Source organism: Salmonella sp. 2020_1459 (assembly GCF_043847915.1).
Taxonomy (GTDB): Bacteria; Pseudomonadota; Gammaproteobacteria; order Enterobacterales; family Enterobacteriaceae; genus Salmonella; species Salmonella enterica.
Genome location: NZ_JBCMFA010000008.1, coordinates 276,917 through 300,020 on the forward strand (window position 1 = coordinate 276,917; position 23,104 = coordinate 300,020).

A 23,104-nucleotide genomic window follows, 5' to 3' on the forward strand; every position below is an offset into this window, starting at 1 on the left:
ACTTTTTCCAATAAAAAGAGGTAGCAATAAAATGGCAAAAATGAGAGCCGTGGATGCGGCAATGTATGTGCTGGAAAAAGAAGGTATCACCACAGCATTCGGCGTTCCTGGGGCTGCAATCAACCCCTTCTATTCTGCAATGCGTAAGCATGGAGGCATTCGCCATATACTGGCGCGTCATGTGGAAGGCGCTTCACATATGGCTGAGGGCTACACACGTGCGGCGGCAGGTAATATTGGGGTTTGCCTGGGCACTTCCGGCCCGGCGGGAACCGACATGATCACCGCGCTCTATTCCGCTTCTGCCGACTCTATCCCGATTTTATGCATTACTGGTCAGGCGCCACGAGCGCGTCTGCACAAGGAAGATTTCCAGGCAGTCGATATTGAAGCGATTGCAAAACCAGTCAGCAAGATGGCAGTAACGGTTCGTGAGGCGGCGCTGGTGCCGCGCGTATTACAGCAGGCTTTTCATCTGATGCGCTCAGGCCGCCCAGGTCCTGTGCTGGTTGATTTACCGTTTGATGTCCAGGTTGCGGAAATCGAATTCGATCCGGATATGTATGAGCCGCTGCCGGTATATAAGCCAGCCGCCAGCCGCGTACAGATTGAAAAGGCGCTGGAGATGCTGATTCAGTCCGAGCGTCCGGTAATTGTCGCGGGCGGCGGGGTTATTAACGCCGACGCCGCGCCACTGCTGCAGCAGTTTGCCGAACTGACCAACGTACCGGTGATCCCTACCCTGATGGGCTGGGGCTGTATCCCGGACGATCACCCCTTAATGGCGGGGATGGTCGGCCTGCAAACGGCACACCGCTACGGCAACGCCACTCTGCTGGCATCCGATATGGTTTTTGGCATCGGTAACCGTTTTGCTAACCGTCATACGGGGTCCGTTGAGAAATATACTCAGGGGCGAAAAATCATCCATATCGATATTGAACCAACACAAATTGGCCGCGTGTTGTGTCCGGATCTGGGCATCGTTTCGGACGCCAAAGCGGCGCTAACGTTGCTGATCGATGTCGCGCAGGAGATGCAAAAAGCGGGGCGTTTGCCATGCCGGAAAACCTGGGTGGACGAATGCCAGCAGCGTAAACGGACTTTGCTGCGTAAAACCCACTTTGACAACGTGCCAGTGAAGCCGCAGCGCGTCTATGAAGAGATGAACAAAGCCTTTGGTCGCGATGTGTGCTATGTCACCACCATTGGATTGTCGCAAATCGCGGCAGCGCAGATGCTGCATGTGTTTAAAGACAGACACTGGATCAACTGCGGCCAGGCGGGGCCTCTTGGCTGGACAATCCCAGCGGCATTAGGGGTATGTGCTGCCGATCCGCAACGCAATGTGGTGGCGATTTCCGGCGATTTCGACTTCCAGTTCCTGATCGAAGAGTTAGCCGTCGGCGCGCAGTTTAACATTCCGTATATCCATGTGCTGGTTAACAACGCTTATCTTGGCCTGATTCGCCAGTCGCAACGCGCATTTGACATGGACTACTGCGTACAGCTCGCCTTTGAAAATATCAACTCCAGCGAAGTGAATGGCTATGGCGTTGACCATGTAAAAGTGGCGGAAGGGTTAGGCTGTAAAGCAATTCGTGTCTTTAAACCGGAAGATATTGCGCCTGCATTTGAACAAGCCAAAGCGCTAATGGCGCAATATCGCGTTCCGGTGGTGGTGGAAGTCATTCTGGAACGCGTAACCAATATTTCCATGGGCAGCGAACTGGATAACGTAACCGAGTTTGAAGAGGTTGCGGATAGTGCGAAAGATGCGCCAACAGAAACCTGTTTTATGAAATATGAGTAAGGGAGGTAATCGATGTTACGTTTCTCTGCCAATCTTTCTATGCTGTTTACGGAATATGATTTCCTGGAACGCTTTGATAAAGCGGCGTTGTCGGGATTTCGCGGCGTGGAATTCATGTTTCCCTACGATAACGACATCGAAGTGTTAAAACGTAAGCTCAGGGATAATAATCTGGAACATACGTTACATAATTTACCGGCTGGCGACTGGGCGGCTGGCGAACGTGGAATTGCCTGTATTCCTGGGCGCGAAGAAGAGTTTCGCGATGGCGTAGCGGCCGCAATCCGCTATGCACGTGCATTAGGCAATAAGAAAATAAATTGTCTGGTGGGTAAAACGCCGTCAGGATTCTCCGCAACGGAGATCCACGACACGTTGGTCGAAAACCTGCGCTATGCGGCAAATATGCTGGCGAAAGAAGACATTTTATTACTTATCGAACCTATTAATCACTTTGATATGCCGGGATTCCATCTCACCGGCACTCAACAGGCGTTAGCCTTAATTAAGGATATCGGCAGCGATAATATCAAAATTCAGTATGATATTTATCACATGCAACGCATGGAAGGGGAATTAACGCAAACCATGACGGCATGGGCCGATAAAATAGGCCATTTACAGATTGCTGATAACCCGCGTCGCGGCGAGCCGGGGACCGGGGAAATTAATTATGACTTTATTTTTAATGTCATTAAACAGTCTGGTTATGATGGCTGGGTTGGCTGTGAATATAAACCACTGACTACCACGGAAGCGGGATTATCGTGGATTAATCAGTACCGTTAAAACGCAGAATAATTCGGGCAGCGCTTTTTTTCCACTGTGTTGGAAGGGGATTGTGTTGCCTGAATCTGGAAACACCGAAAGCAATAAAAGAGGTTGTATATGAAACTGGGATTTATTGGCCTGGGAATTATGGGCTCGCCAATGGCTATCAATTTGGCACGCGCCGGTCATCAATTACACGTTACGACTATTGGTCCGGTCGCGGACGAACTGCTCTCGCTGGGGGCGGTAAATGTTGAGACTGCACGTCAGGTAACTGAATTTGCAGACATCATCTTCATAATGGTGCCGGATACGCCGCAGGTTGAAGACGTGTTATTTGGCGAACACGGTTGCGCTAAAACATCGCTTCAGGGAAAAACCATCGTCGATATGAGTTCTATTTCTCCTATCGAAACCAAACTTTTTGCCCAGCGCGTTAATGAAATGGGCGCTGATTACCTGGATGCCCCGGTTTCCGGGGGAGAAATCGGGGCGCGTGAAGGCACTCTGTCGATTATGGTCGGCGGCGAGCAGAAAGTCTTTGACCGCGTTAAACCGCTCTTTGACATCCTGGGAAAAAATATCACCCTGGTGGGCGGCAATGGGGATGGGCAAACCTGTAAGGTGGCTAACCAAATTATTGTTGCGCTGAATATTGAAGCGGTTTCTGAAGCCTTAGTGTTTGCTTCAAAAGCAGGTGCCGATCCGGTACGCGTGCGCCAGGCGTTAATGGGCGGGTTCGCCTCTTCACGCATTCTGGAAGTTCACGGCGAGCGGATGATCAACCGGACGTTCGAGCCTGGTTTCAAAATCGCGCTTCATCAGAAAGACCTTAATCTTGCATTGCAAAGCGCAAAAGCGCTGGCGCTGAATTTACCGAATACGGCGACCTGCCAGGAATTATTCAATACCTGTGCGGCAAATGGCGGGAGCCAGCTTGATCATTCGGCAATGGTACAGGCGCTGGAATTAATGGCCAATCATAAATTGTCCTAATTATGTGTATCGCTGCGGCTGCAGCGATACCTGTTCACAAGGAACACTCTGTAAAGGTGAAGAACATGAGTGAAACTAAAAAATCCGGAATTGATTACTGGAAACAAATTGTTGTCGTAATGAGTCTGGGCTGGGTAGCGATTTGGATCTATCGCACCGTGCTTACGCCAATTTATCCAGAAATTCAGGCATCTTTAGACAATGTAAGTAATGCAGAAATAGGCGCCATTGCAAGTTTTTACTTTTTTGCTTACTGCAGTATGCAAATTCCTTGCGGAATATTGGTCGATAAATTCGGTCAAAAAATCATGCTGATGGCCGGATTTACGCTTTTTATTATTGGTACACTCTGTATCGCGAAAGCCAATGGCCTGACCATGATCTATATAGGGTCGCTAATGGCAGGTGGCGGATGCGCTTCTTTCTTTAGCTCGGCTTATTCACTCTCTTCGGCAAACGTGCCGCAGGCCCGTCGGGCATTAGCCAACGCGATTATCAACAGCGGGTCGGCTATAGGGATGGGGATTGGCTTAATCGGTTCCAGCGTATTAGTAAAAAACATGAGCATGGCCTGGCAAAATGTACTGTATATCGTGGCCGCGATATTAGTAATCATGCTGTGCGTTTTTACGCTGATCATTCGCGGTAAAGCCAAAAGCGACTCTGCGCAAGCGGAAAAGCAAACCCAAACCGTTACGGAAGATGAGAAACGCGCGCCTTTATTCTCTGGTTTATTGTGTAGCGTTTACTTCCTCTATTTCTGTACCTGCTACGGTTATTATTTGATAGTGACCTGGCTGCCCTCTTATCTACAGACTGAAAGAGGATTTGATGGCGGAGCTATCGGGCTGGCATCAGCGCTGGTAGCGGTGGTTGGCGTACCGGGGGCGTTATTTTTTAGCCATCTGTCAGATAAATTCCGTAACAGTAAAGTTAAGGTTATTCTCGGTCTGGAAATTGTGGCGGCAGCAATGTTGGCGTTTACGGTTTTGTCCCCGAATACCACGATGCTGATGGTCAGTCTGACGCTATACGGCTTGCTGGGGAAAATGGCGGTAGACCCGATCCTGATCTCCTTTGTATCTGAACAGGCTTCGGCAAAAAGTCTGGGAAGAGCTTTCAGCCTTTTTAATTTCTTTGGCATGAGCTCGGCGGTTGTCGCCCCAACGTTGACCGGATTTATTTCGGATGTAACGGGGTCGAAGGAGATCAGTTTTGTGATTTCAGCATGTTTAGTGGTCACCGGAACGCTGATCTTTGCTGTCGTCACTTTATATAAAAAGAAAGCAACGCAACGTATTGCTTCAGCTTAAAAATAATTATATCTACTAATTCTTTATTTTATATTTATTTGTTCCTCATAGCTAAACCCATAACAACGTTATCCGATGCGTGAAAAGAGGGATTTATGGAACATCAAAGAGAGCTATACCAGCAGCGCGGTTATAGCGAAGACTTATTACCTAAAACAGAAACCCAACGAAACTGGAAGGCATTTAACTATTTCACCTTATGGATGGGATCTGTACATAACGTGCCAAATTACGTTATGGTCGGCGGTTTTTTTATACTGGGGCTATCAACATTTAATATCATGTTGGCCATTATTATCAGCGCATTATTTATTGCGGCGGCGATGGTAATGAATGGCGCGGCAGGCAGCAAATATGGCGTTCCTTTTGCTATGATATTGCGAGGTTCTTACGGCGTCCGCGGCGCGCTATTCCCTGGATTATTGCGAGGGGGAATCGCGGCAATTATGTGGTTCGGCTTACAGTGTTACGCGGGATCGCTGGCATTTCTTATTTTGATTGGGAAGATCTGGCCAGGATTTCTGACATTAGGCGGAGATTTCAAGCTGCTGGGTCTTTCACTGCCAGGACTAATTACTTTTCTAATTTTTTGGATTATTAACGTTGGCATCGGTTTTGGCGGTGGTAAAGTATTAAATAAATTTACCGCTATCCTCAATCCATGTATTTACATTGTCTTTGGCGGCATGGCTATTTGGGCAATATCGCTGGTCGGCATTGGCCCGATTCTGGACTATCTGCCTTCAGGCGTGCAAAAAGCAGAGCACAGCGGCTTTCTATTCCTGGTGGTGATTAACGCCGTAGTCGCCGTCTGGGCTGCGCCAGCGGTGAGTGCGTCCGATTTCACGCAAAACGCGCATTCATTTCGCGCTCAGGCATTGGGACAAACATTGGGGCTTATCGTAGCGTATATATTATTCGCCGTAGCCAGCGTGTGCATTATTGCCGGAGCCAGTATTCATTATGGTATGGATACCTGGAACGTGCTGGATATTGTGCAGCGCTGGGACAGCCTGTTTGCTTCATTTTTTGCGGTGCTGGTGATTCTGATGACGACAATTTCAACCAACGCCACCGGTAATATTATACCTGCGGGGTATCAAATTGCGGCGCTTGCCCCGACAAAGCTTAACTATAAAAATGGCGTAATGATTGCCAGTATTATCAGTCTACTGATTTGCCCATGGAAATTAATGGAGAATCAGGACAGTATTTATCTGTTCCTCGATATTATCGGCGGTATGCTTGGCCCGGTAATCGGCGTAATGTTAGCTCATTATTTTGTGGTAATGCGTGGAAAAATTAATCTTGATGAGCTGTACACCGCCAGCGGTGATTACAAATATTATGATAATGGATTTAACCTGACTGCATTTTCAGTCACCCTGGTCGCAGTCATTCTGTCATTAGGCGGCAAGTTTATACCATTTATGGAGCCTTTATCCCGCGTGTCCTGGTTTGTAGGCGTAATAGTTGCGTTCGTTGCTTATGCGCTATTGAAGAAACGCACGGGTTTTGAAAATACAGGAGAGAAAAAACTCGCAGGTTAAATATTGAAAAAGCATTAAGCGTATTTAATGAAGTGTGCGCTATTTAAAAACTATCTGTATCCATACAAGGAGTTTGTTATGTCTTTTGATTTAATTATTAAGAACGGTACTGTCATCTTAGAAAACGAAGCGAGAGTTATCGATATCGCCGTCCAGGGCGGAAAAATCGCCGCGATTGGCGAGAACCTGGGGGAAGCGAAAAATGTGCTGGATGCGACGGGATTGATCGTTTCGCCGGGCATGGTTGACGCGCATACCCACATTTCTGAACCGGGCCGTACCCACTGGGAAGGCTATGAAACCGGTACGCGCGCGGCGGCGAAAGGCGGTATTACCACGATGATTGAGATGCCGCTCAATCAGCTGCCGGCGACGGTCGATCGTGAGACGATTGAACTCAAGTTTGACGCGGCAAAAGGTAAATTGACCATCGACGCCGCGCAGTTGGGTGGTTTGGTTTCTTATAACCTGGATCGGCTGCATGAGCTGGACGAAGTGGGCGTTGTCGGCTTCAAGTGCTTTGTCGCCACCTGCGGCGATCGTGGCATCGATAATGATTTTCGCGACGTTAATGACTGGCAGTTTTACAAAGGCGCGCAAAAACTGGGGGAAATGGACCAGACGGTACTGGTACATTGCGAAAATGCTCTGATTTGCGATGAGCTGGGCGAAGAAGCTAAACGCGAAGGTCGCGTAACGGCGCATGATTATGTCGCCTCACGTCCGGTATTTACTGAAGTGGAAGCCATTCGTCGCGTGCTGTATCTGGCGAAAGCGGCAGGTTGCCGTCTGCACGTTTGCCATATCAGCAGCCCGGAGGGGGTAGAGGAAGTAACGCGCGCGCGTCAGGAAGGTCAGGATGTCACCTGTGAATCGTGCCCGCACTATTTTGTCCTCGATACCGATCAGTTCGAAGAGATTGGCACCCTGGCAAAATGTTCTCCGCCAATTCGCGACCAGGAAAACCAGAAAGGGATGTGGGAAAAACTGTTTAACGGCGAAATCGACTGCCTGGTATCCGACCACTCTCCATGTCCTCCGGAAATGAAAGCAGGCAATATCATGCAAGCATGGGGTGGAATTGCCGGACTGCAAAACTGCATGGACGTCATGTTTGATGAAGCGGTGCAAAAACGCGGTATGTCGTTGCCGATGTTTGGCAAATTAATGGCGACCAACGCCGCCGATATTTTTGGTCTGAAACATAAAGGACGTATTGCCCCCGGCAAAGATGCTGACCTGGTCTTTATTCAGCCTGACAGCAGCTATGTTCTGAAAAATGAAGACCTGGAATATCGCCATAAAGTCAGTCCGTATGTTGGCCGTACTATTGGCGCGCGTATTACCAAAACGATTTTGCGCGGCGATGTTATTTATGACATCGAGCATGGCTTCCCTGTGCCGCCAAAAGGTCAGTTTATCCTTAAACATCAGCAGTAATCCGGTGTGATTTAATGCCCGTCGTCACGACGGGCATTCTCTATTTTAAGGTGTGGATATGTTCCCTGTTATTAACCGCGAAAGTGTGTTGTCCGGCTTTCAGTGGTTTTTCTTTATTTTCTGTAACACGGTTGTGGTTCCCCCTACCTTGCTGTCCGCTTTTCATCTTCCCGCTGATAACCTGTTAATGCTCACACAATACGCTTTTTTGACCACCGCGTTGGCCTGCCTGGTTCAGGCATTTTGCGGCCATCGCCGGGCCATTATGGAAGGGCCGACAGGGCTGTGGTGGGGCGCTATTCTTACGATTACGCTTGGCGAGGCGTCTCGCGGCACGCCGCTGAACGATATCGCCTCCAGCCTGTCGGTCGGGATCGCGATCTCCGCAATGGTGACGATATTTATCGGCATTAGCGGCTTAGGACACCGTCTGGCTCGCCTGTTTACGCCGGCGGTAATGGTTTTTTTCATGCTGCTTTTGGGCGCGCAGCTGACCTCAATATTTTTTAAAGGCATGCTGGGGCTGCCTTTTGGCATTGCCGATACCAGCGCCAGAATCAAATTGGCCCCCTTTGGGCTGGCGGTCGCGGTGATGTGTTTTATCCTCGCGATGATTATTTTCCTGCAACAGCGTATCTCCCGTTACGCGTTACTGGTAGGGACCGTGGTCGGGTGGGGGCTATGGCGGTTATGCTTTCCTTCATCACACTTACCGCCGGGTGAATTAAGCTGGCGATGGTTTCCTCTGGGCAGCCACGGCACGCTGATGCCGGGTATTATTGTGACGGCGGTGATGACGGGGTTAGTCAACATCAGCAACACTTACGGCGCCATCCGCGGTACCGATATCTTTTATCTGCATCAAGGGTCGGGCAGTTCTCGTTATCGCCGAAGCTTTATGATTTCCGGACTGATGACGTTAGTGACGGTGCCTTTCGCGGTCGTGCCTTTTTCGCCTTTTGTATCTTCCATTGGTTTATTAACGCAAACCGGCGACAGTTCTCGCAAATCCTTTATCTGCGGTAGCGCGCTGTGTCTGCTGGTTGCCATTATAACGCCGTTAACCCGCTTATTTTGCGCTATTCCACTGGCGATCAGCAGCGCCGTTATGCTGGTCTCTTATTTACCTTTACTTTATTCCGGTTTGGTTTTTAGCCAGCAAATTACGTTTACCGCGCGGAATATTTATCGCCTGGCATTACCGCTTTTTGTCGGCATTTTTTTGATGGGGCTTCCTCCGGTCTATTTACAGGATCTTCCACTGATGATTCGTCCTCTGCTTAGTAACGGATTACTGGTGGGAATCTTACTGGCAGTGCTTATGGAAAATCTTATTCCGTGGGAACGCATTAAATAACGTGAGAAAACAAGGAGACATGATGAAGATTGTAATTGCGCCAGATTCATTTAAAGAGAGCTTAAGCGCTGATAAATGCTGTCAGGCTATTAAAGCGGGATTTTCAACCGTATTTCCTGATGCGCGCTATGTTTGTTTACCGATCGCCGATGGCGGAGAAGGAACCGTGGACGCGATGGTGGCTGCGACCGGCGGGAAACGGGTTTCTGTGGACGTTAGCGGGCCGATGGGGGAAAAAGTAAACGGATTTTATGGCCTGACCGGCGACGGCAAAACGGCGATTATTGAAATGGCGGCGGCGAGCGGATTGATGCTGGTGGCGCCCGAGGCGCGTAATCCGCTGCTGGCATCCAGTTTCGGCACCGGCGAATTGATTCGTCACGCCCTGGACGCGGGGATTCGCCATATTATTCTGGGTATCGGCGGCAGCGCCACGGTGGATGGCGGAATGGGAGTAGCGCAGGCGCTCGGTGTGCGTTTTCTGGACGCGCAGGGAGCGCCGCTTGGCGCCGGAGGGGGCAATTTATCGCGCCTGGCGAGCATTGACCTGCAGGGGTGCGATCCGCGAATTTCAGAGTGTCGTATTGAGGTCGCCTGTGATGTTGATAACCCGTTGGTGGGGCCACGCGGCGCGGCGGCGGTATTCGGTCCGCAGAAAGGGGCGACGCCTGAAATGGTCGAGACGCTGGAAAATGGATTACGTAATTATGCCCGTGTCTTACATGCCCTGACCGGACGCGACATGTCTCAAATACCGGGCGGTGGAGCGGCCGGAGGAATGGGGATTGCCGCTATCGTCTTCCTGGAAGCGGAAATGAAGCCCGGTATTGAGATTGTTATGCAGGCGGTGAAGCTGGAGGAGGCGGTAAAAGAGGCCTCGCTGGTGATTACCGGAGAAGGGCGAATCGACTCGCAAACGGCGGGAGGAAAAGCGCCGATAGGCGTTGCGTCAGTGGCGAAACGGCATCACGTCCCGGTTATCGGCATTGCCGGCGTACTGGGCGACGGCGTGGAAGTGGTCCATCGCCACGGTATTGATGCGGTATTCAGTATTTTGCCGCGGCTGGCGCCTTTGCCGGAAGTTCTGGCGAACGGTGAACAAAATCTCTACCACAGCGCCTGTAATATTGCCCGCGTCATCAAACTTGGCCAGGACATCGGGACTCGTTAAGCATAAAAAAAGCCACGGTTCTCACCGTGGCAAAATCCAACATAGCTAAATTAAAAATAATCAGGAGGGCTGTCCGCCGTTAAATCATAACGTCGCGGTTACAGTCTTTGGAGTAGATGTAGCTGAATGCTTCGCCACGACCCACACCGTATCCGGCCTGCAGGGAATAAGCGCCCATGAAGATGTAGTCGCCTTTTTTCACCGGCACCCAGTTGTTGTCGAGGTTATAAACCCCCTGGCCGGAAAGGATATAAGCGCCATGTTCCTGGACGTGGGTTTCAATATAGCCGTGGCTGGCGCCCGGTTCGAACGACAGAATATGCATATTCATATCGAAGCCCAGCTCTTTAGGCAGGAAATCCAGCAGAATAACATCTTCCATGCCTTCATAATGAATACGCTCCAGCTGGCTGGCATTGCCGGAAACCAACCACGGGGCATGCCCCTCGACAGGAGTATAGCGGCGTTTATATAAAAATAGCTGGCTGTCTTCCGTTTGAGCGTTGCTAAAGGTCATCATCTCGCCCGGTGGACAATAGAGGTATCCGCCCTGAGTTAAAGAGAATGTTTTTCCTTCTGCTTTAGCTTCAATATTTCCCGTAATGACATAGAGAAAAGTTTCAATCCCCTCGCCGCCAAAGCCCTGCTGGTTGCCGCCATTCTGATGTAAGGTGACCAGATAATCGACGAAAGAAGCACCCAGCTTCGGCGTCGAAAGGATTGTGACGTCACAGTTTTCAAAGCCAGGAATAATATTTTTCACCAGACCGTCCGGCGTTAAGAGCGCATAGTTACCGTGTTTCACAATGGCGCGGTTCGCCAGTAAATCATCGCGGTAACCCGTGACGTTATTCAGATATCCCATTGATGGCTCCTTATTTTTGCCAGGCAAGTTGATGCAGCATTAATGCCAGAGTTTTGACCCCTTCAGCAAGGTCATTAATGTTGGTACGTTCCGCCGGGTTATGGCTGATACCATTAATGCTGGGGACGAAAATCATACAGGTAGGGACGCGCGGTGCGAAAATTTGCGCGTCATGACCTGCGCCGCTATGCATTATGCGATAGTTCAGTTGTTCGGTTTCACACAGCCTGGTGAGGGCCGCGACCAGTTCGGCGTTCATCGGCACCGGCGCTTCGTCCATCCACAAATCGATATCGATGCTGATATCCATTTCATCGCAGATGGCGCGCATATCGTTTTCCAACTGTTCGGTAAATTCGCGAAGTACCGCGGCGTCCGTATGCCGGCAATCGATTGTAAATGTGGTTTTTCCAGGGACTACATTGACCGTATTCGGCTGCGGCTCAACTTTGCCGAACGTTAATACCAGGGGATCGCCATGCTGTTTGGCTTTTTCAATGGACTGACTGCAAATACGACTGAAGGCGTGCACCGTATCGCGACGATAGCCCATTGGCGTTGTGCCTGCATGGTTGGACTCGCCGTTGAGCGTCACCGTGTAGCGACGTTGCCCGACGATGGCGTTGACGACGCCAATCGACTGTCCGTTGCTCTCCAGAACACAGCCTTGCTCAATATGCAATTCAACAAAGGCGCGGATATCGGTTCGCGCAGCGAGCGGCGCGGCGGGAAGGGTAAATCCGCACGCCTGCATAGCGTCGACAAAGCCTGTGCCTTTGGCGTCCTGGATATGGCGTACCTCTTCAGGATTCGCCAGGCCAAAAATGTTCTTGCTGCCCCAAAAAACGTAAGGGAAACGGCTGCCTTCCTCCTCTGCCATTGACACTACTTCGACGGTGCGCAGCGGCGCGCCGTAGGTCGCTTTTAGCCAGTCGATCGCCAGCCAGGCGGCAAGCGCGCCGAATTGCCCGTCCAGATTGCCGCCGTTGACGACCGTATCAATATGCGAACCGCTTAAAATCACCTGCTCCGGAAATTGTGTGCCGCAAAGGCGGCCATATAAATTTCCGACGTCATCAAAGCGTGTCTCCAGACCGCTTTCTGCCATTCGCTTTTTAAACTGCTGCTGTGTTTCCAGCCACTCAGGCGAATAAAGTAAACGCGTCATTCCACCCGTAGGATCGGCTCCAATGGAAGAGAGCCAGGGCAATGTTTCTTCTATCGCGTGGCGAAAATGCTTTATCATAGAAAATTCCTGTTTCAATAATTATTGGGCAAAGGGATTTTTTGTTTCGTATGACTTGAGATAGAGGGCATCGGAAATCAGATATTGATAAATATCATCAACAATATCGATACCATTCATATCGGCATTTTTCTGTTTAATATCCTGATCCTGTCCAGGATAATAAACCTGTTTAAAACCGGGGGCGGGCTTCACGGCATTGAGTTCCTGCATGGTCTGACTAATATGTTTGCGGAATAATTCACAGGAAGAAAAGAACGCCGGATTAATGACCAGATGAAGTTGTCCTAAATTGCGTCCGGCGTGTAAATCTTCATACATCGAACTGACCTGGCGGCCAAACGGCAGCCCCAGCAGAATACCGGACAGAATATCGATCATCATCATCAGGCCGTAACCTTTCGGGCCTGCGGCGGGTAATAACGCATTGACGGCAAAAGGATCATGTGTCGGCGCGCCATTTTTATCAACGGCCCAACTCTCCGGAATGGACTCATTGCGGGACCGTGCATCGAGGACTTTTCCCCAGGCCTGCACGGTGGTGGCCATATCAAAGGTAATGATGTCGTCGCCTTCGCCCGGCGCGGCAAAGGCCAGCGGATTAGTGCCATAGTAAATATCCGCCCCGCCAAACGGCACGACCATAGGATCGGACTGACAGATAGACAGACCAATCAGGCCTTCGCGAGCAGCCTGGCGGACGAAATAAGAGATGGCGCCGCTATGGCCCATTCTGCTAATGCCGACAACCGCGACGCCATTTTTTTTGGCTATTTCAATAGCATGCTCCATTCCCATTTTGGCTGCGACCTGTCCGGCAGCATTATCGGCATGCAGTATCGCCGTACAGGGACCGGTATTCTCAATGCGGAACGTCGGCTCCCGGTTGGTGCCGCCTTTTGAAATTCGTTCGGCATAATATTCAACGCGTACGGCGCCATGTGAGTGAATACCTCTGGCATCTGCATAAACCAGTACGTCGGCGACGATGGCGGCGTGCTCACGTTTTAGTCCGGCTTTATAAAGCTTATTTTCGATAAGCTGATGGAGTGTTTCCCGACTGATTTTCATCTGTCTTCCTTTTTAACGACGGTGTGAAGCATGACTGCGATTAACATACCGGGAAAATAAAATGATTATGTGATCCAGACAGGCAAAAAAATATAATTAGAATTTATTTGATAATCAGGCGGGTTTTATCTTTTTGCTTAAATAAAAAGCTTTTTTAGAAAATCATAACTAATCCTTTAGCCGTTGTTTGAATTCTTTTGTTAATAAATTTGATGTGACGTTAATCACTCTATTTACCCTCCCGGATATATACCGTGAAGCGCACATTAACACTGCTCGTGCAATTGCAATGGGTGCAATTATTAAGGAGTTGTTATGATCCACGCCTTTATTAAAAAAGGGTGTTTTCAGGACTCTGTCAGCTTAATGATTATTTCTCGAAAGCTGAGTGAGTCCGAAAATGTTGATGATGTATCGGTAATGATGGGAACGCCTGCGAATAAGTCGCTGCTGGAAACTACCGGTTTCTGGCATGACGATTTTCATGGCGCTACGCCCAATGACATTTGCGTGGCGATTCGTACCGAAGCGGTAGATGACGGCATTACGCAGGTGATTGTGCAACAGCTCGAAGAAGCATTGCAGCAGTTGGCGCAGGGAAGCAGCGGCAGCCAGTCGTTAATCCAGGTCAGACGCTGGGAAAGCGCCTGTCAGAAACTGCCAGAGGCGAATCTGGCGCTGGTATCGGTGGCCGGCGAATATGCGGCGGAACTGGCGGAGCAGGCGCTGGATCGTTCGTTGAACGTGATGATCTTCTCCGATAATGTCACGCTGGACGATGAAATCAGACTAAAACGCCGGGCGCGTGATAAAGGACTGCTGGTCATGGGGCCGGATTGCGGCACCGCTATGATCGCCAATACGCCGCTGGCTTTCGCTAACGTCATGCCAGAGGGCAACATCGGGGTGATTGGCGCTTCCGGCACCGGTATTCAGGAGCTCTGTTCACAGATTGCGCTGGCGGGGGAAGGGATTACCCATGCCATCGGGCTTGGCGGACGCGATTTGAGCGCCGAGGTCGGCGGGATCAGCGCGCTAATGGCACTGGACATACTCAGCGCGGATGAAAAGAGCCAGGTGCTGGCCTTTGTCTCCAAACCGCCTGCCGATGCGGTTCGTCAGCATATTATCGCGGCGATGAAAGCCACCGGGAAACCCGTTGTAGCGCTGTTCTTAGGGTTTTCCTCCCCCGTTGCGCGTGAGGAAAACGTCTGGTTTGCCTCGACGCTGGATGAAGCCGCCCGCCTGGCATGTTTATTGTCTCGCGTGACGTCGCAGCGTAAAGAAATGGTTTCAACAGGCGGCGTGATTCGTGGCCTCTATACCGGCGGAACGCTGGCGGCGGAAGCGGCGGGGCTGCTGGCCGGCTATCTGGGCGTCGCGGCGGATACGGAACATCACCATGGCATGATGCTTGACGCTGACGGCCACCAGATTATCGATCTGGGCGATGACTTTTATACCGTTGGGCGACCACATCCGATGATCGACCCGGCGTTACGTAATCAGCTTATCGCCGGGCTTGGCGCGCAGCCGCAGGTACGCGTGTTATTAGTGGACGTCGTTATTGGTTTTGGCGCGACCGCCGATCCCGCCGCATCGCTGATTCAGGCCTGGCAGAAGGCATGCGCCGCACGCGCCAGCGATCAGCCGCTGTTCGCCATCGCAACCGTCACCGGAACGGAACGCGATCCTCAGTGCCGCTCGCAACAAATCGCCGCGCTCGAAGATGCCGGCATCACGGTAGTGGATTCTCTTCCCGAAGCCACTCTGTTGGCCGCGGAACTGATTCGACCACCCCTCTCTTCAACTCATCCATCAGCTCCCCGGTTACTGGAAGCGGTAGCGGTGATTAATGCCGGGTTACGTAGCTTCGCGCTGGATTTACAGGCTGCCGGTATGCCCGTGGTGCACTACCAGTGGGCGCCTGTCGCTGGCGGTAATAAAAAACTGGCTCGTCTGTTAGAACGTTTGCAATAAGGGGTTCCCATGTTTACATCAGTGGCGCAAGCCAACGCTGCAGTCATCGAACAAATTCGTCGCGCACGTCCGCACTGGCTGGATGTGAAGCCAGCTTCTTCATTAATTAGCGTGCTCAATCAAGGGAAAACGCTTCTTCATGCCGGCCCGCCGATGCGCTGGCAAGAGATGACCGGCCCGATGAAAGGCGCCTGTATCGGCGCATGCCTGTTTGAAGGATGGGCCAAAGATGAAATGAGCGCGCTCGCGCTGTTAGAGCAGGGAAAGGTCAACTTTATTCCCTGCCATCACGTTAACGCCGTGGGGCCGATGGGCGGTATCACGTCAGCCAGTATGCCGATGCTGGTCGTGGAAAATATCACCGACGGCAATCGCGCGTACTGCAATCTCAACGAAGGGATCGGCAAAGTGATGCGTTTCGGTGCCTATGGCGAGGATGTTCAGCAACGTTTGCGCTGGATGCGTGATGTGCTGATGCCGGTATTAAGCGCGGCGTTGGGACGTCTGGAGCGGGGCCTCGACCTGACCGCAATGATGGCGCAGGGCATTACGATGGGAGATGAATTCCACCAGCGCAATATCGCCTCTTCCGCATTGCTGATGCGCACGTTGGCGCCGCATATAGCCCGTCTGGAACACGATAAGCAGCAGATAGCGGAAGTGATGGATTTTCTGAGCGTCACCGATCAATTCTTCCTTAATCTGGCGATGGCCTACTGTAAAGCCGCCATGGACGCGGGCGCGCAGATTCGCGCCGGCAGTATTGTGACGGCGATGACCCGTAATGGCGATATGTTTGGCATTCGGGTTAGCGGTCTGGGCGACCGTTGGTTCACCGCGCCTGTTAATACGCCGCAGGGGCTATTTTTTACCGGTTTTTCGCAGGATCAGGCCAACCCGGACATGGGCGACAGCGCCATTACTGAAACGTTTGGTATTGGCGGCGCTGCGATGATTGCCGCGCCTGGCGTAACGCGTTTTGTCGGTGCCGGGGGAATGGAAGCGGCGAAATCTGTTTCTGAAGAGATGGCTGAAATTTATCTCGAACGCAACATGCAGCTACAAATCCCCGGCTGGGATTTTCAGGGGGCCTGTCTGGGGCTGGATATCCGCCGCGTGGTCGAGACCGGAATTACGCCGCTGATTAACACGGGTATCGCGCATAAAGAAGCGGGGATTGGACAGATTGGCGCGGGAACCGTCCGTGCGCCGCTGGCCTGTTTCGAGCAGGCGCTGGAAGCGCTGGCGGAAAGCATGGGCGTAAGTTAAGAGAGCGTCTCATGAAACGTATCCATCCTCTTATGGCAAGCCGACAATCGGCGGATTATCGGCAACCCTGGCAGATGTCAGGGTTATGGCGTCGCTCTATTAATTTTGTGGCGAAAAGCGGTGAGTTATTAACGCTTCACCGTCGGGGGAGCGGCTTCAGTCCGGGAGGGTGGATACTGCGCGGCGGCGATTTTGACGCATTGCGCGATGTGCTCACCGATGGCGAAAAACCGCAGTCAACCGCTGCCGGTATTCAGATTGGCGAGTTTCTTTTATGCGAGCCGGAGAGGCGCTGTTCGCTGCGGGTTCCACGCTATCTTGCGTCGCCGCGTCTTAACGCGACGTACATGCAGCGTAGTGAGGAGACGGGACTGTTTGGGCCGTTAACCGTCGCCGCAGCTCAGCCTCTATGTCCGGAACTTCGCCAGTTTTGTCACTGCTTTCAGTCGGCGCTTGCAGGTGCTGCGACTGACTGGCGGCTATGGCTGGGTAAAGGGCCGGGCTTAACGCCCAGTCATGACGACACGCTGACGGGAATGTTGCTGGCGGCCTGGTATTTTGGCGCCATAGATGAACGCGCCGGGCGTAATTTTTTTGCCCAATCCGGCAGCCTTGATCGGGCGACGACGCTCGTGAGCGTCAGTTATTTACGCTATGCGGCTATGGGTTATTTCGCGTCGCCTTTACTCCACTTTATTCATGCGCTGCGACGAGATGCTCGCACAGAAACGGCGATTGATGGACTGCTGGCGCTGGGGCACACCTCTGGCGCGGATACGCTGCTGGGGTTCTGGCTTGGACAACAAATAGTAAAAGGATAGGGAATGAAAACGTTGGTAGTTGCTCTTGGCGGCAACGCATTATTGCAGCGCGGAGAAGCGCTAACGGCAGAGAATCAATATCGTAATATTGCCGACGCGGTGCCTGCGCTGGCGCGACTTGCCCGCTCGTATCGGCTGGCGATAGTACATGGCAACGGCCCCCAGGTCGGCCTGTTGGCTTTACAGAACCTTGCCTGGAAAGCCGTTGAGCCTTATCCGCTGGATGTGCTGGTAGCGGAGAGTCAGGGAATGATCGGCTATATGCTGGCGCAGCGTCTGGCACTTGAACCCGATATGCCGCCGGTGACTGCGGTATTAACGCGGATAAAGGTATCGGCGGACGATCCTGCTTTTCTTGAACCGGAAAAGTTTATCGGTCCCGTTTATTCGCCAGAAGAGCAAATGTCGCTGGAAGCGACTTATGGCTGGCATATGAAACGTGATGGAAAATATCTGCGCCGTGTCGTTGCTTCCCCGGCGCCGCGTCAGATTATCGAAAGCGCCGCTATTGAGTTATTGCTAAAAGAGGGCCATGTGGTGATTTGCAGCGGCGGTGGCGGGGTACCTGTTGCCGGCGAGGGCGAAGGGGTCGAGGCGGTGATAGATAAAGACCTGGCGGCGGCATTGCTGGCGGAGCAGATAGCGGCCGATGGTCTGATCATTTTGACGGATGCGGATGCGGTGTATGAACATTGGGGGACGCCGCAGCAGCGCGCTATTCGTCAGGCTTCGCCCGATGAGCTGGCGCCGTTTGCCAAAGCCGATGGCGCGATGGGACCGAAGGTGACCGCGGTAAGCGGATATGTGAAGCGGTGCGGAAAGCCGGCATGGATTGGCGCATTGTCGCGTATTGACGATACCCTGGCGGGCAGAGCGGGAACCTGCATCTGTCTGTGATCGCGACGGGCGGCGACAGAGAATGCGCCGCCCACGCCGTTTATTTAAGCTTACTTTGCGCCCAGATAATGCCGCTGGCGTATTCGCCCGGCAGGAGCGGAGAGAGCGCTTCCAGGGTGGCGCTAAGACGTGAGGTATCGCTGTCGGTCAGATTCAGATGGCCGACTTTTCGCCCCGGACGTACCGCTTTATCATACCAGTGCAGATGTACCAGCGGCAGCTTCAGCCAGTCGTAATTCAGCTCGCTGCCGATCAGATTGATCATCACCGACGGGGCGTTAATCACCGGCGCGGGCAACGGCAGGCCGGTAATCGCGCGCAAATGCAATTCAAACTGACTGATGCTGGCGCCATTTTGCGTCCAGTGTCCGCTGTTATGCACGCGCGGCGCCAGTTCATTGATTAACAGGCCTTCCGGCGTGATAAAACATTCCATCGCCATTACGCCGACGTAGTTCAACGCCTGCATAATTGCTGACAGCATCGATTCCGCCTGCTCCTGCTGTTCGGCGTTCGCCTGTGGGAACGCGACGCTGGTCCGCAAGATGCCGTCCTGATGCAAATTGTGCGTTAGCGGGTAAAACACGGTACTGCCGTCATGAGCGCGCGCGCCGACTAACGACACTTCGCCGGAAAAATGGATACCGCGCTCAACAATACATTCGCCATAGCAGTCATCCGGCAGTTGCCCGGTTTCGTCCGCGCGTAGACGCCACTGCCCGCGACCGTCGTAGCCGCCAACGCGACGCTTAATAATCGCCAGTTCTCCCAGACGGTCAAAGATGCCGGACCACTCGTCGGCGCTGGTCAGCAGCTGCCACGGCGCGGTCGCGAGTCCCAGTTTATCGAAAAGCTGTTTTTGTGTCAGACGGTCGGCGATGATCGGAAATACATCGCGATTGACGAAGGCCGGGTGGCGCGCCAGCTCGCGGGTAAGCGCGGTTTCCGGCCAGCGCTCAATCTCTGCGGTAATGACGCTCTGCTGTACCGGCACGGCGGTAGGCTCTGCATCCAGGCCAACCGGCCAGACGGCGATACCTAGCGGTTCGCCCGCCTGGCGCAGCATTCGGCCCAGTTGTCCGTTGCCGAGAACGCAAACTTGCTTCATAGAGTCCCCCGCGGATCGGGATTTTCCAGAACTTCATCGGTTTGCGCTTTGCGCCAGTCGGCAATGCGCTGATGCAGTTCCGCGTCGTGTTGCGCCAGAATCTGCGCGGCGAGCAGGGCGGCGTTAGCGGCACCGGCTTTACCGATCGCCAGCGTACCCACCGGAATGCCGCGCGGCATCTGCACGATGGAGTAGAGGCTATCCACGCCGCTTAGCGCAGCGCTTTGTACCGGCACGCCGAGTACCGGGACCAGCGTTTTTGCCGCAATCATTCCCGGCAGGTGCGCCGCGCCGCCCGCGCCGGCAATAATCACTTGATATCCGTTCTCTTCCGCCGTTTCGGCGAAGCTGAACAGTTTATCGGGGGTGCGATGGGCGGAAACCACTTCTACATGGTGCGGGACATCCAGAATTTCAAAAATTTCGGCGGCGAATTGCATGGTAGCCCAGTCGCTTTTGGACCCCATCACGATGGCGACACGCGCCGGATTATTGCGGGAAGACATGCGTCTTAAAACTCCTGTGGTGCGGGACACGCTGCTTTTGAAGTGTCAGAGAATAGCATGATAATCAGGCAAGGAAAACGGTTGCGTGTGCGCCGTAACGGACGATTCGACGAACATTTACAGGGGGAAGGCGATTAACTCCACGTTATCCGGCGTGACTTTTACCATTGAACCTTCATGATGCCATGCGCCTAACACCACGCGGAACGCGGGCTGGTCGTTGACGGAAAGTTCATGCACCGCCGGGCGGTGGGTGTGACCGTGAACCAGCCACTGTACGCGGTGTTTTTCCATTTCGGCGACGACGGTCTGCGCATTGACGTCCATAATATCCAGCGATTTGCTGCTGTTGGCGGCTTTACTGCCGGCGCGCATTCTGGCGGCGATACGGCGGCGGATAAACAGCGGCAGGGTAAGGAATAGTCGTTGAACCCACGGATTATGGACTTTGGCGCGAAACGCCTGATATCCGGCATCATCGGTACAGAGCGTATCGCCGTGCATAATCAACACATTGCGGCCATACAGGTCGAGCACTTTTTCCTGCGGCAGTAGAATCATGCCGCTTTCGCGGGCAAAGCGTTTGCCAATCAGGAAGTCGCGATTACCATGAATAAAGAAGCAGGGGACGCCGGAATCAACCAGCGATTTAATGGCAACGGCCATTTCACGATGTAGCGGGTTGGGGTCGTCGTCGCCAATCCAGGCCTCGAAGAGATCGCCAAGAATATACAGCGCGTCGGCCTGACGGGCTTCTACGGCTAAAAAACGCAGAAAACCGGCGACGATCGCCGGTTCTTCCGTTTGCAGATGCAAGTCTGCAATAAACAGTGTCGCCACGATTACTCGCTGACGGTCACGTTTTCAATGATGACGTCTTCTTTTGGTACGTCCTGGTGCATACCGCTACGGCCAGTGGCGACGCCTTTGATTTTATCTACCACGTCCATACCTTCTACGACTTCCGCAAAGACGCAGTAGCCCCAGCCCTGCAGACTTTCGCCGGAGAAGTTCAGGAAGTCGTTGTCTGCCACGTTGATGAAGAATTGCGCGGTAGCCGAGTGTGGTGCCTGAGTACGCGCCATCGCCAGCGTACCACGGGTATTTTTCAGACCATTGTTGGCTTCGTTTTTGATCGCCTCTTTGGTGGCTTTCTGTTTCATGCCCGGCTCAAAGCCGCCGCCCTGAATCATAAAACCGTTAATCACACGGTGGAAAATGGTGTTGTTGTAAAAACCTTCGCGGCAGTAGTCCAGGAAGTTTTTAACTGTTTCAGGCGCTTTATCATCAAAGGTTTTGATTACGATATCGCCGTGATTAGTGTGGAAAGTAACCATTTTTGCATCCTGTTCCAAGAGAGTGGTGCTTTAGCCCGCAATGGGGCACATATAGGGGCTTGTTATAGCATAACCGTAAGCTGCGATCACCTTGCAAAGTGTGCTGCTTCGATTACGAATAATATGTATCATACAGAGATTATTACCCACACACGTCTATACGGAATCTTCGATGTTAAAAATTTTTAATACACTGACGCGCCAAAAAGAGGAATTCAAACCCATTCATGCCGGGGAAGTCGGCATGTACGTGTGTGGTATCACCGTTTACGATCTCTGCCACATTGGCCACGGACGCACGTTTGTCGCTTTTGACGTTGTCGCGCGCTATTTGCGTTTTCTCGGTTATAAGCTGAAGTATGTGCGTAACATTACCGATATCGACGATAAAATTATTAAACGCGCCAATGAAAACGGCGAAAGTTTTGTCGCGCTGGTCGACAGAATGATTGCGGAAATGCATCAGGACTTCGACGCGCTGAATATTCTGCGTCCGGACAGCGAGCCGCGTGCGACGCACCATATTCAGGAAATTATCGAGCTCACCCGCACCTTAATCGAGAAAGGACACGCCTATGTGGCGGATAACGGCGATGTGATGTTCGATGTACCGACCGATCCGACTTATGGGCAGCTTTCCCGTCAGGATCTTGAGCAGCTTCAGGCGGGCGCGCGCGTAGATGTCGTTGACGTGAAGCGTAACCCGATGGACTTCGTGCTGTGGAAAATGTCGAAAGAGGGCGAGCCGAGCTGGCCGTCGCCGTGGGGCGAAGGGCGTCCGGGCTGGCACATTGAATGTTCGGCGATGAACTGCAAGCAGTTGGGCAACCATTTTGATATTCACGGCGGCGGTTCCGATCTGATGTTCCCGCACCATGAAAACGAGATTGCCCAGTCTACCTGCGCGCATGACGGCGAATACGTCAACTACTGGATGCACTCCGGTATGGTGATGGTGGATCGCGAGAAGATGTCCAAATCGCTGGGCAACTTCTTTACCGTGCGCGACGTGCTGAAATACTACGATGCGGAAACCGTGCGCTACTTCCTGATGTCCGGGCATTACCGTAGCCAACTGAACTACAGCGAAGAGAACCTCAAGCAGGCGCGCGCCTCGCTGGAGCGGTTATACACCGCATTGCGTGGAACGGATAAATCAGCGGCCCCGGCGGGCGGCGAGGCGTTTGAAGCGCGTTTCGTGGAGGCGATGAATGACGATTTCAATACCCCGGAAGCCTACTCCGTCCTGTTTGATATGGCGCGTGAAGTCAACCGTCTGAAGGGCGAAGATATGACCGCCGCGAATGCGATGGCGTCTCATCTGCGGAAGATTTCCGGCGTGCTGGGACTGCTGGAGCAGGAGCCGGATGTTTTCCTGCAAAGCGGCGCGCAGGCGGATGACGGTGAAGTTGCGGAAATTGAAGCCTTGATTCAACAGCGTCTGGATGCCCGTAAAGCGAAAGACTGGGCGGCGGCGGACGCGGCGCGCGATCGTCTCACTGAAATGGGTATTATTCTGGAAGATGGCCCGCAGGGCACCACCTGGCGACGTAAGTAAGCGCTTTTACAGGCCGCTCTATTTGCATAGAACGG

General features: G+C 52.5%; 20 protein-coding genes. 13 read left to right on the forward strand and 7 right to left on the reverse strand.

The genetic code is table 11. From position 1 onward, the window contains the following. The first annotated feature begins 31 nt into the window (after nt 1–31). The 8 genes from gcl (at nt 32) to glxK (ending at nt 10,411) form a co-directional block, all read left to right on the forward strand. The gene (gene gcl / locus ACH0VJ_RS20375; protein WP_001096865.1) at nt 32–1,813 is read left to right on the forward strand and encodes a glyoxylate carboligase; all 1,782 of its coding nucleotides are present in this window, start codon (nt 32–34) and stop codon (nt 1,811–1,813) included. Between the two features lie 12 nt (nt 1,814–1,825). After that, complete coding sequence (gene hyi / locus ACH0VJ_RS20380; protein WP_000943591.1) at nt 1,826–2,602, forward strand: hydroxypyruvate isomerase; 777 nt, start codon at nt 1,826–1,828, stop codon at nt 2,600–2,602. Between the two features lie 99 nt (nt 2,603–2,701). Beyond that, the gene (gene glxR / locus ACH0VJ_RS20385) at nt 2,702–3,580 is read left to right on the forward strand and encodes a 2-hydroxy-3-oxopropionate reductase (protein ID WP_000765809.1); all 879 of its coding nucleotides are present in this window, start codon (nt 2,702–2,704) and stop codon (nt 3,578–3,580) included. 65 nt (nt 3,581–3,645) lie between these two features. Next, nucleotides 3,646–4,893, forward strand: coding sequence for an MFS transporter (locus ACH0VJ_RS20390; protein WP_000005070.1), 1,248 nt, complete (start codon nt 3,646–3,648; stop codon nt 4,891–4,893). Between the two features lie 95 nt (nt 4,894–4,988). Further along, complete coding sequence (locus tag ACH0VJ_RS20395) at nt 4,989–6,443, forward strand: putative allantoin permease (RefSeq protein ID WP_000401063.1); 1,455 nt, start codon at nt 4,989–4,991, stop codon at nt 6,441–6,443. A gap of 78 nt (nt 6,444–6,521) precedes the next feature. Then, nucleotides 6,522–7,883, forward strand: coding sequence for an allantoinase AllB (allB, locus tag ACH0VJ_RS20400; protein WP_000006865.1), 1,362 nt, complete (start codon nt 6,522–6,524; stop codon nt 7,881–7,883). Between the two features lie 58 nt (nt 7,884–7,941). Continuing rightward, nucleotides 7,942–9,240, forward strand: coding sequence for a uracil/xanthine transporter (locus ACH0VJ_RS20405; protein ID WP_000484505.1), 1,299 nt, complete (start codon nt 7,942–7,944; stop codon nt 9,238–9,240). Nucleotides 9,241–9,262: 22 nt separating this feature from the next. Continuing rightward, entirely contained in the window at nt 9,263–10,411 is a 1,149-nt protein-coding gene (gene glxK, locus ACH0VJ_RS20410; RefSeq protein ID WP_000706326.1) for a glycerate 3-kinase, read from the forward strand. Nucleotides 10,412–10,490: 79 nt separating this feature from the next. On the opposite strand, the gene allE is transcribed toward glxK, so the two are convergent. From allE to allD, 3 genes are read right to left on the reverse strand one after another with little or no spacing between them, the layout of a single operon-like run. Further along, nucleotides 10,491–11,276: a (S)-ureidoglycine aminohydrolase gene (allE, locus tag ACH0VJ_RS20415; RefSeq protein WP_000540985.1), complete on the reverse strand. Its 786-nt coding sequence runs from the start codon at nt 11,274–11,276 to the stop codon at nt 10,491–10,493. Between the two features lie 10 nt (nt 11,277–11,286). Beyond that, nucleotides 11,287–12,522, reverse strand: a complete 1,236-nt coding sequence (gene allC, locus ACH0VJ_RS20420) for an allantoate deiminase (RefSeq protein WP_000589759.1) — start codon at nt 12,520–12,522, stop codon at nt 11,287–11,289. A 21-nt stretch (nt 12,523–12,543) separates the two neighbouring features. Then, nucleotides 12,544–13,593, reverse strand: a complete 1,050-nt coding sequence (gene allD, locus ACH0VJ_RS20425) for an ureidoglycolate dehydrogenase (protein ID WP_000703934.1) — start codon at nt 13,591–13,593, stop codon at nt 12,544–12,546. A 315-nt stretch (nt 13,594–13,908) separates the two neighbouring features. Here allD and ACH0VJ_RS20430 point away from each other — a divergent pair, with 315 nt between their 5' ends. Genes ACH0VJ_RS20430 through ACH0VJ_RS20445 form a run of 4 tightly spaced genes read left to right on the forward strand, consistent with a single transcriptional unit; the run spans nt 13,909 to nt 18,560 of the window. Next, on the forward strand, nt 13,909–15,573 hold the full coding sequence (locus tag ACH0VJ_RS20430; RefSeq protein WP_000580904.1) for an acyl-CoA synthetase FdrA: 1,665 nt from the start codon (nt 13,909–13,911) through the stop codon (nt 15,571–15,573). A gap of 9 nt (nt 15,574–15,582) precedes the next feature. Beyond that, nucleotides 15,583–16,842: a DUF1116 domain-containing protein gene (locus ACH0VJ_RS20435; RefSeq protein WP_000495330.1), complete on the forward strand. Its 1,260-nt coding sequence runs from the start codon at nt 15,583–15,585 to the stop codon at nt 16,840–16,842. Nucleotides 16,843–16,853: 11 nt separating this feature from the next. Continuing rightward, the gene (locus tag ACH0VJ_RS20440) at nt 16,854–17,663 is read left to right on the forward strand and encodes a DUF2877 domain-containing protein (protein ID WP_000821185.1); all 810 of its coding nucleotides are present in this window, start codon (nt 16,854–16,856) and stop codon (nt 17,661–17,663) included. Between the two features lie 3 nt (nt 17,664–17,666). Further along, nucleotides 17,667–18,560, forward strand: coding sequence for a carbamate kinase (locus ACH0VJ_RS20445; RefSeq protein ID WP_000855342.1), 894 nt, complete (start codon nt 17,667–17,669; stop codon nt 18,558–18,560). Between the two features lie 40 nt (nt 18,561–18,600). On the opposite strand, the gene purK is transcribed toward ACH0VJ_RS20445, so the two are convergent. The 4 genes from purK to ppiB form a co-directional block, all read right to left on the reverse strand. Continuing rightward, a complete protein-coding gene (purK, locus tag ACH0VJ_RS20450) occupies nt 18,601–19,668 on the reverse strand; it encodes a 5-(carboxyamino)imidazole ribonucleotide synthase (RefSeq protein WP_000815601.1) in 1,068 nt (355 codons plus the stop codon). Then, complete coding sequence (gene purE, locus ACH0VJ_RS20455; RefSeq protein ID WP_000098736.1) at nt 19,665–20,174, reverse strand: 5-(carboxyamino)imidazole ribonucleotide mutase; 510 nt, start codon at nt 20,172–20,174, stop codon at nt 19,665–19,667. Before purE ends, purK begins: the two co-directional genes overlap by 4 nt. Before the next feature lie 117 nt (nt 20,175–20,291). After that, entirely contained in the window at nt 20,292–21,014 is a 723-nt protein-coding gene (lpxH, locus tag ACH0VJ_RS20460) for a UDP-2,3-diacylglucosamine diphosphatase (RefSeq protein WP_000212287.1), read from the reverse strand. A gap of 2 nt (nt 21,015–21,016) precedes the next feature. Next, entirely contained in the window at nt 21,017–21,511 is a 495-nt protein-coding gene (gene ppiB, locus ACH0VJ_RS20465) for a peptidylprolyl isomerase B (RefSeq protein WP_000255991.1), read from the reverse strand. 172 nt (nt 21,512–21,683) lie between these two features. Between ppiB and cysS the strand changes: the two genes are divergently transcribed. Next, a complete protein-coding gene (gene cysS, locus ACH0VJ_RS20470; RefSeq protein WP_000912377.1) occupies nt 21,684–23,069 on the forward strand; it encodes a cysteine--tRNA ligase in 1,386 nt (461 codons plus the stop codon). Nucleotides 23,070–23,104: the final 35 nt, after the last annotated feature.